Source organism: Pelomonas sp. CA6 (assembly GCF_022549225.1).
Taxonomy (GTDB): Bacteria; Pseudomonadota; Gammaproteobacteria; order Burkholderiales; family Burkholderiaceae_C; genus Roseateles.
Genome location: NZ_JAKZFD010000019.1, coordinates 41,816 through 48,449, shown reverse-complemented (window position 1 = coordinate 48,449; position 6,634 = coordinate 41,816). Strand labels below are relative to the sequence as shown.

General features: G+C 67.7%; 7 protein-coding genes. 3 read left to right on the top strand and 4 right to left on the bottom strand.

Features of this window, described 5'->3' with window-relative positions:
* Nucleotides 1–358 precede the first annotated feature (358 nt).
* The gene (ptsP, locus tag LZ017_RS21625; protein ID WP_241399006.1) at nt 359–2,134 is read right to left on the bottom strand and encodes a phosphoenolpyruvate--protein phosphotransferase; all 1,776 of its coding nucleotides are present in this window, start codon (nt 2,132–2,134) and stop codon (nt 359–361) included.
* Between the two features lie 146 nt (nt 2,135–2,280).
* Here ptsP and LZ017_RS21620 point away from each other — a divergent pair, with 146 nt between their 5' ends.
* Nucleotides 2,281–3,123 carry a GNAT family N-acetyltransferase gene (locus tag LZ017_RS21620; protein ID WP_241399005.1) on the top strand — a complete coding sequence of 281 codons (843 nt, stop codon included), beginning with the start codon at nt 2,281–2,283 and terminating at the stop codon, nt 3,121–3,123.
* A 33-nt stretch (nt 3,124–3,156) separates the two neighbouring features.
* Here the strand turns inward: LZ017_RS21620 and LZ017_RS21615 are convergent, their stop codons facing one another.
* Genes LZ017_RS21615 through LZ017_RS21605 form a run of 3 tightly spaced genes read right to left on the bottom strand, consistent with a single transcriptional unit; the run spans nt 3,157 to nt 4,408 of the window.
* Nucleotides 3,157–3,426 (bottom strand): HPr family phosphocarrier protein, encoded by a 270-nt coding sequence (locus tag LZ017_RS21615; RefSeq protein ID WP_241399004.1) that lies wholly within the window; start codon nt 3,424–3,426, stop codon nt 3,157–3,159.
* Nucleotides 3,423–3,839 (bottom strand): PTS fructose transporter subunit IIA, encoded by a 417-nt coding sequence (locus LZ017_RS21610; protein WP_241399003.1) that lies wholly within the window; start codon nt 3,837–3,839, stop codon nt 3,423–3,425. The genes LZ017_RS21615 and LZ017_RS21610 overlap by 4 nt, the downstream gene beginning before the upstream one ends.
* A 56-nt stretch (nt 3,840–3,895) precedes the next feature.
* A complete protein-coding gene (locus LZ017_RS21605; protein ID WP_241399002.1) occupies nt 3,896–4,408 on the bottom strand; it encodes a hypothetical protein in 513 nt (170 codons plus the stop codon).
* A gap of 89 nt (nt 4,409–4,497) precedes the next feature.
* Between LZ017_RS21605 and LZ017_RS21600 the strand changes: the two genes are divergently transcribed.
* Together LZ017_RS21600 and LZ017_RS21595 are read left to right on the top strand one after the other, a co-directional pair.
* Nucleotides 4,498–5,763 carry a CaiB/BaiF CoA-transferase family protein gene (locus tag LZ017_RS21600; protein ID WP_241399001.1) on the top strand — a complete coding sequence of 422 codons (1,266 nt, stop codon included), beginning with the start codon at nt 4,498–4,500 and terminating at the stop codon, nt 5,761–5,763.
* Entirely contained in the window at nt 5,760–6,497 is a 738-nt protein-coding gene (locus LZ017_RS21595) for an alpha/beta fold hydrolase (protein ID WP_241399000.1), read from the top strand. Before LZ017_RS21600 ends, LZ017_RS21595 begins: the two co-directional genes overlap by 4 nt.
* Nucleotides 6,498–6,634 lie beyond the last annotated feature (137 nt).

The window sequence follows — 6,634 nt, the reverse complement described above, 5'->3', positions numbered from 1 at the left end:
GGCTTCGCGTCGCTGATCAACATCAGCGAAGACCGAGATTCTGTCTCAAACTTCAGAAGTCGTCAAGCTATTTTTCAACAAATTTTCAAACTTTCGTTTTCAATCTGTCGGGACATTCAAATCAGCATTACCGCTTGAATATCCAGCCCGCCAACCCCGGCTTGGGATCGAACCTGCGGCGCGCATTTCTTATTCAGACTGCACACCGCTTGCGGTCGCTTCGTTGATCTTGCCGGCTTGTTTTGCGTGGCAGTGATCAGCGAAGACAGTGACTGTAGCACGCTTTTTCCGATCACCGCAAGAGTGGAGGAAAAGAATCCAGAACATGGCCCAAGACAGAGCCGTGTGCAGGCGGTGTTCAGTGGAGCCGAACCGCCTGGCGGAACACGAGTTCAGCCTCTCGCTGTGGGTCGCCACTGGCGAGGATGGGCGGCAGCAGCCCACTCAGACGCCCCATGTCCGCGCGCAGGATGCGCTGCTTCACGGACGGAATCTGCGACGGATGCATGGAGAAGCTGGTCAGCCCCATGGCCAGCAGCAGATCGGTGAAGGCAGCGTCACCCGCCATTTCTCCGCAAACGCTGACGGACTTGCCGACGCCCTGGGCCTGCCGGATGGAACTGGCGATCAACTGCAGCACCGCCGGATGCCAGGGGTCATACAAATGGGCAACGGATTCGTCGGCGCGGTCGATCGCCAGCGTGTACTGGATGAGATCGTTGGTGCCTATGGAGATGAAGTCCACATGAGGCAGCATCAACGGCAACATGACGGCCGCCGCAGGCACTTCGATCATCACGCCCAGTTCAACCGCGGTGAAGGCCTGGCCCGCATCCGTCAGTTGCTGCTGCACGCGCTTGATCACCTCGTGAATCTGGCGCAACTCGCCGAGGTGGGCCACCATGGGAACCAGCAACCGCACCTTGCCGAAGGCGCTGGCCCGGTAAATGGCGCGCAACTGCTGGCGGAACATGCTGGGCTCAGCCAAGCTCCAGCGTATCGCGCGCAGCCCCATGGCCGGGTTCAGCACGTGTTCGTGGCGCAATTCGGCGATGGTCAGCCGCTCCAGCGGCTTGTCCGCCCCGACATCGACGGTGCGTATGGTGACGGGCATGCCGCGCATCGCCTCGACGGCGGCGCGGTAGGCCTCGAACTGCTCTTCTTCGCCGGGAAGGTCTCCATCTCTGTTCATGAACAGGAACTCGGTGCGGAACAGCCCCACGCCGGTGGCGCCAGCGTCAACGGCCGAGGCCGCGTCCGCCGGCAGCTCGATATTGGCATGCAGCTCAATGCGCTGACCGTCCAGCGTGATCGCGGGGGTATGGCGCAACCGGGCCAGACGCGCCCGCTCCAGCTCGGCCTGGCGTTGCCGAAAACGGTACTCCTCCAGCACGATGGGCGAAGGATTGACGATCACCGTACCGGCGTCGCCGTCGATGATGACCCAGTCGTCCTGTCGGATCAGCCGGGAGGCCTCGCGCGTGCCGACCACGGCCGGGATATCCATGCTGCGCGCGACGATGGCGGTGTGCGAGGTCTTGCCGCCAATGTCCGTGATGAAGCCTTGGAACACGCTGCGCTTGAACTGCATCATGTCGGCCGGCGCGATGTCGGCCGCCACCAGTAGCAGCGGGTCCTCGCCGCCGAAGTCGCGCTGCACGACGGCCGCCGTGCCCGCCGGCACCTTGCCTTGCTGGGCCACCATCGCTGCGAGGATGCGCTCGACCACCTGCTCCAGGTCGGCCTTGCGCTCGCGCAGGTAGTCGTCGTCCATCTCGTCGAACTGGCGCGCCAGCACTTCCAGCTGGGCGGATAGAGCCCACTCGGCGTTGTAGTGCCGCTCCAGGATCCAATGATGCGCGGCCTCGATCAGGGCTTCGTCGTGCAGCAGCATCTGGTGCACATCCAACAGTGCCGCCAGCTCCTGGGGCGCGTCGCCGGGCAGGTCGTCCTTGATGGATTGCAGCTCCCGCGCCACGGCATCGCGGCCGCGGCCCAGCCGGGCGATCTCCGAATCGGCCTCGCCGGACTGAATGAAGTAATGGGCGACGTCCAGCCGGCTGGAGGCCACCAGCACAGCGCGGCCGATCGCGACGCCCCGGGACACGGGGATGCCAAAGACCTGGAAGCTCATGCGCCGACTGTAGCAGCGCCCCGCGTCCTCACGGCACCAAGGCCCATCCGCCCGGCGCAGACCGTCACGACTCCGTCATCCCGCAGTCACGGCGAGGTCACCGCGGCGGCCGAGCATGCCGGGCATCACCGTTGACGAGGCCACCCATGAGGGAACTTCCGCTGCCCACCCTGCCCTTCTCGGAACTGCGCCCGGACGCGGCGTCGCGGAGGTCACTTCCAAGCGCGCCGGACCTGGACCGGTCGGCTGCGCGTGTTCGCCTCGATGTGTGCTGGGCTCGCACGCAGGAGGAAGTCCGCCAGGCTCAGCAGCTGAGATACCAGGTCTTCGTCGACGAGATGGGCGCCCGACTGAGCCCGCCACTGGGCACGCCGGCGGGCCACGATGTCGACATGTTCGACTCCTTCTGCGAGCACCTGCTGGTGCGCACACTGGACGAGCAGGGTCGGCCGGCCCAGGTGATCGGCACTTACCGCGTGCTCACGCCCGAGGCCGCAAGGCGAGCCGGCGGCCTGTACAGCGACACCGAATTCGACCTGACGCGGCTGCGCGGCCTGCGCTCGCGGATGGTGGAACTGGGTCGCTCCTGCGTGCATCCAGACCACCGCAGCGGCGGCGCCATCATGGCGCTGTGGGGCGCGCTGGCCGAATTCATGGTGCGCAACGATCTGGACACCATGATCGGCTGCGCCAGCGTCAGCATGCGCGACGGAGGCCACTATGCCGCCAGCCTGTGGAAGCAGCTGCAGACCAGCCACATGGCGCCGATCGAATGGCAAGTGCGTCCGCGCCTGCCGCTGCCGGTGGATGAGCTGCGCCAGGACCTGCAGGTGGAGCCTCCGCCGCTGATCAAGGGCTATCTGCGCTGCGGTGCCCGCATCCTGGGCCGGCCGGCCTGGGACCCCGACTTCAATACCGCGGACCTGCCGATGATCATGCGCATCGCCGATCTGCCGGCTCGGTACCGGCGCCATTTCCTGGGCGCCTGAGCAACGCCGCGCAGCGCGGCGAAGGCCTGTTGCTCACTGGCCTTCGCCGAACTTGTCGTTCACCAGCGCGGTGATGGCATCGCTGGCGGCCTGCTCATCTTCGCCTTCCACCTCGAGCTCGACCAGGGAGCCCATGCCGGCCGCCAGCATCATCACGCCCATGATGCTCTTGGCGTTGACACGGCGACCGTTGCGACTCAGGAACACCTCGGAGCGGAATCCACCCGCCAGCTTGGTCAGCTTGGCCGAGGCGCGGGCATGCAGGCCCAGCTTGTTGCTGATGGTGAGCGTGGTCTTGATCATGAGACAGGGTTTGAAGAGGGTTCGTCCGGCACGATGCCCTGGGCACCGCCCTGGCTGGCGCGCTGCAGGACCTGGTCGAGCGATTCGCCGCTGTAGCACAGCGAACGCCACAGCATGGGCACGTTGACACCGCTGAGCACGCGCACCCGCACATCGGGCAGCTCGCGCAGACCCAGGGCCGCGTTGCATGGGGTGGCACCGAACACATCGCACAGCACCAGCACCTCCCGGTAGCCGGCCGCGGCGATCAGCGCCCGCGCCCGCGCCTGGATCTCGGCCACCTCCATCTCGGGCGGCACATCCAGCACCGCCAGCTGCGGCGCGCAGGAGGGAAACGCATGTTCCGCCACCTGCTTCAACGCGGAAGCCAGCGGGGCATGGGCGATCAACATCAGGCCTAGCATGGGCTGCATTATCGGCACCTGGCGAGGACGCGCCGGAACAAGCCCGGCGCCTCTCTTCGCCCGACTCAATTCAAGCGCACCGACCCCAGCCACTGGGCCCAGGTGGCCTCGTCCAGTCGAGGCCCCAACATGCTCAGCTGATAGACACGCAGACCGCGCGCGAACACGGCCAGTTGGGTGTGCGCACGAGGTCCGGGCCGGGCGGCGCTGAGGCTCAGCTGAATCGCCTCGGGCTGGGGAGTGGCCCCGATCGGCTGCGCGGCGGACGCCCCGGACTCGGGCGCCGGAAGCGGGACATCGAGCTTGTCGGCGACGGCCTGGCGCATGCGGCGCAGCGCGGGCCCCACATCGACGGGATCTTCCAGGTCAGCCCAGGACAGCGCGAACTGCCGACCATCGGCCTCGCAGGTCGCCAAACCCATCTTCAGCGGGCGGCCCGAGCGGCCGGGCAACTCTCGCTCTTGGTGCAGAGGTTTGCAGGGCCACAGCAGCGTGGCGCCAGATTGCGGTGGGCTGAGCTCGCGCCAGTCCAGCGCCGGCGTGCAAGCCGCCAAACCCAGCGCGGCGAATGCCGCCATCGCGGTTGGACGTATGGCGGGGCGAAGCAGGGTTGAAGCGCGCGGCATCGGCCCATTATCCCGACCCGCGCTGACGCACAATGCCCGCCATGAGCCAAGCCCCTCTCTCCCCGGCAGCGCCGCAGGCGCTGCAAGGCCTGCGCGTGCTGGACCTCTCGCGGGTGCTCGCCGGCCCCTGGTGCACCCAGACCCTGGCCGATCTCGGCGCCGACGTGATCAAAGTCGAGCGACCGCCCACGGGCGCCCATCCCGGCGGCGACGACACGCGCGGCTGGGGCCCGCCCTACCTGAAGGACGACGCAGGCCAGGACACCACCGAATCCGCCTACTACCTGGGCGCCAACCGCAACAAGCGCTCCATCGCGATCGATATCGCCCGCCCCGAGGGCCAGGCGCTGGTCCGCGAACTGGCCCTGCGCGCCGATGTGCTGGTGGAGAACTACAAGGTCGGCGACCTGGCCCGCTACGGGTTGGACAGCGCAACGCTGCTGGCGCTCAACCCGCGGCTGGTGTTTTGCTCCGTCACCGGTTTCGGCCAGCACGGCCCCTACAAGGACCGCGCCGGCTACGACTATGCGATCCAGGGCCTGGGCGGCCTGATGAGCGTGACCGGTGAGCGCGATGCGCTGCCCGGCGGCGGCCCGCAGAAGGTGGGCGTGGCGGTGGCCGACCTGTTCACCGGCATGTATGCCACGGTGGCCATCCTGGCAGCGCTACGCCACCGGGATGCCACCGGCCAGGGCCAGGTGGTGGACATGGCCCTGCTGGACACCCAGGTGGCGATGTTGGCCAACCTGGGATCGAATTACCTTTGCACGGCCCAGGCACCGCGCCGCCTGGGCAACGCGCACCAGAACATCGTGCCCTACCAAGTCTTCCAGGCCAGGGATGGTCATCTGATCGTCGCCGTCGGCAACGATGGCCAGTTCGCCAAGTTCTGCCAAATCCTGGGGCACCCGGACTGGGCCACCGACGAGCGCTTCGCCACCAATGCCCAGCGCGTGCGCCACCGCGAGGAGCTGGTTCCGCTGATCGCCGAGCGCATCGCGGCGCAGCCCCGTCAGCACTGGCTGAACGCGATGGAAGCGGCCAAGGTGCCCGGCGGCGCGATCAATGACCTGGGCGAGGTGTTTGCCGATCCTCAGGTGCAGGCCCGCGACATGGTCGTGCCCATGCCGCACCCGCTCAGCGACGGGCTGCGTGTGGTCGGCAGTCCGATCAAACTGTCCGCAACACCGGTGAGCTATCGCCTGGCGCCGCCGCTCCTGGGCCAGCACACCGACGAGGTGCTCGGTGAACTGGGGCTGAACACCGACCGGATCCGTGGCCTGCGCGAGCAGGGGGTGGTGGCATGACGATGATGACGGCGACGCCCCAAGGGCGCGATATCGTGCTGGTCCACGGCGCCTGGCAGGGCGCCTGGTGCTGGCGACGCGTGCTGCCGGCGTTGTGGCAGGCCGGCCATCGGGTGCATACCGTCACGCTGACCGGCGTCGGCGAGCGCAGCCACATGGCGCATGCAGGCATCACGCTGCACACGCACATCGAGGATGTGGTCCGCGTCATCGAGTGCGGCGAATTGCAGCAGGTGATGCTGGTCGGCCACAGCTACAGCGGCATGGTGATCACCGGCGTGGCGCAGCGCCTGCCGCAGCGGCTGGCGCGCCTCGTCTACCTGGACGCCGTCGTACCGGAGCCAGGCGAATCCTGGTCCAGCCGACACAGCCCCGAAACCCAGCGCCTGCGGCGCGAGCTGATCGCCCGTTTCGGCCATCTGCCCCCCAGCCCGGCCACGGGCATGGGGCTCACGCCCGAAGACCAGGCCTGGGTGGAACGCCAGCAGACACCGCATCCGGGCGGCGTCTACGACAGCCCGCTGGACTTCGATCCCCAGCGCCTGGCCACATTGCCGCGTTGCTTCATCGATTGCAACGACCCGCCGTTGCCCACGGTCGCGATCGCCCGCGAACGGGTGCGCCGTCAGCCCGGCTGGCAGGTGCTGGAAATCGCCACCGGCCATGACGCCCAGATCAGCGCCCCGCAGGCGCTGATCGAGCATTTGCTGGCGCTGGCCGCCGCTCCGTTGTAGGCCGGGCACTTCATCGCGTGCGCAGGACGGACGCCGGGCCCGGACAGGGCTGGCGCCGGACGTGAAGAATTCACGCCCTCCCAGCCGACGACCGGACGCCCCCGAGTCATGGGATGGACGCTGACCAGGGGCGCCCG